Below are 1,936 nucleotides of genomic sequence, written 5' to 3'. Positions count from 1 at the left end.
AAATATAACCAGACAATTAAGCGCATCGATATACACCATCACACGGATCATCTTCTTTATCGAATTCGTCGCGCTAGCATGGGAACCGTACTCACTTACCGACTTCTTCCGAACACGAGGTGCACCATGAAAACTCAACTTCTCGCCAGCCTGATCGTCGCCGGTCTCTCCACCGCCGCTTTCGCCGCACAGCCTGCCATCCAGAACCAGACCGCAGGTGTCACTCCGGCCGCCCAGGTCCTGGTCGCAGAACAGGACGCCGAACACAACCGCGCTTCGCTGATCGAAATCCGCTCCAACCATGATCAGGTCGCCCAACAGGACGCCGAGCACAACCGCGCCTCGCTGATCGAAACCCGCTCCAACCGTGACCAAGTCGCGCAACAGGATGCCGAACACAACCGTGCCTCGCTGATCGAGAGTGGCTTCGACCAGGGCAATCTGGTGGCCCAGCAGGATGCCGAGCACAACCGCGCTTCCTGAGGACACCGCATGAGTCCGTTCAACCCCTGAGGGCGCCCCGCGAGGCGCCCTTGGTTCATCTGCACCCCCGGTAGCAGTCGGGCGGCCCGCCGAAACATCCGGTTACCTGCGTGTTACTCTGCGCCCCCGCTTCCGAGGCGACCCGCCGCATGTCCACCCACGCCAAGCTGCTCCTTCGCCATCAGCGTCCCTTCCTCGCCTTCTGGTTCGCCCGGGTATTCACCTCCAGCGCCTTCCAGATGATCACAGTGGCCATCGGCTGGCACATCTACGAGCTGACCGGCAATGTCCTCGACCTGGGTCTGGTCGGGCTTTTCGAGTTCATGCCGCGCGTGCTGTTCATGCTGCACACCGGACACGTCGCCGACCGTTACGACCGGCGCAAGGTCGCCGCGCTGTGCCAGACGCTGCAAGGGCTGACGGCCCTCGCGTTGGTGATCGGCAGCGCCACCGACAGCGTCACCCGCGAGATGATCTTCGCCATCGCCTTCCTCTTCGGCACCGCCCGCGCCTTCGAGATGCCGACCACCCAGGCGCTGCTGCCGAACATCATCCCGCCCGCCCTGTTCCCGGCGGCGGTGGCGGCGTCCGGTTCGGCGATGCAGGCGGCGACCATCATCTCGCCGGCCCTCGGCGGCCTGCTGTTCGCCTTCGGCTCGATCTGGGTGTACGGCCCGGCCGTGCTGCTTTATGGCTTCGCCGTAGCGCTGATGCTGCAACTGCCGGCGCGCCAGCAGCCGATGAAACAGGAGAAGGCCACCCTGCATTCGCTGCTGGCCGGCATCCGCTTCATCCGCAGCCGTCGCGACGTGCTCGGCGCGATCTCCCTGGACCTGTTCGCCGTGCTGCTCGGCGGCGCCACCGCGCTGTTGCCGGTGTTCGCCCGCGACATCCTGCTCACCGGTCCCTGGGGCCTTGGCCTGTTGCGCTCGGCGCCAGCGGTGGGTGCATTGCTGATGTCGTTCTGGCTGGCGCGTTTTCCGGTCGAGCGCCATGTCGGCCGGGTGATGTTCACCTCGGTGGGCCTGTTCGGCGTGGCCACCATCGCCTTCGGCCTTTCCACCTCGTTCTGGTTCTCGCTGGCGGTGCTCGCCGTGCTCGGCGCCGCGGACATGATCAGCGTGGTAATCCGCAGCACCTTCGTGCAGATGGAGACGCCGGACGAGATGCGCGGCCGGGTCAGCGCGGTGAACGGCCTGTTCATCGGCGCCTCGAACCAGCTCGGCGAATTCGAATCCGGCCTCACCGCGCACTGGCTCGGCACCGTCCAGGCGGTGGTGCTCGGCGGCGTGGGCACGCTGCTGGTGACGGGCGCCTGGATCAAGCTGTTCCCGACCCTCGCCAACCGCGACCGGTTGCGCGAGCCAAAAACCGAGGAGCACCTGCAGGCCGGATCGCCCCCGAACCCGTAGGGTGCGCTGCGCGCGCCAGATGCCCCGCACGGTGCGCATGG

2 protein-coding genes are annotated in these 1,936 nt (G+C 66.1%); both read left to right on the top strand.

The window, feature by feature from the left end:
• Nucleotides 1-126 precede the first annotated feature (126 nt).
• The gene (locus tag B3E91_RS07940) at nt 127-483 is read left to right on the top strand and encodes a hypothetical protein (protein ID WP_287028981.1); all 357 of its coding nucleotides are present in this window, start codon (nt 127-129) and stop codon (nt 481-483) included.
• A 149-nt stretch (nt 484-632) separates the two neighbouring features.
• Nucleotides 633-1,895 carry an MFS transporter gene (locus tag B3E91_RS07935; protein ID WP_287028980.1) on the top strand — a complete coding sequence of 421 codons (1,263 nt, stop codon included), beginning with the start codon at nt 633-635 and terminating at the stop codon, nt 1,893-1,895.
• Nucleotides 1,896-1,936: the final 41 nt, after the last annotated feature.

Source organism: Pseudomonas sp. UBA6310 (genome assembly GCF_002438225.1).
Taxonomy (GTDB): domain Bacteria; phylum Pseudomonadota; class Gammaproteobacteria; order Pseudomonadales; family Pseudomonadaceae; genus Pseudomonas_O; species Pseudomonas_O kuykendallii.
Note: the sequence above shows the minus strand (reverse complement) of the source record. Positions and strands in the feature narration are given on the sequence as shown.

Bases quoted from the DNA above. Each gene is read 5' to 3' on its own strand.
- B3E91_RS07935 (WP_287028980.1), top strand. From the start codon at position 633: ATGTCCACCCACGCCAAGCTGCTCCTTCGCCATCAGCGTCCCTTCCTC.
- B3E91_RS07940 (WP_287028981.1), top strand. From the start codon at position 127: ATGAAAACTCAACTTCTCGCCAGCCTGATCGTCGCCGGTCTCTCCACC.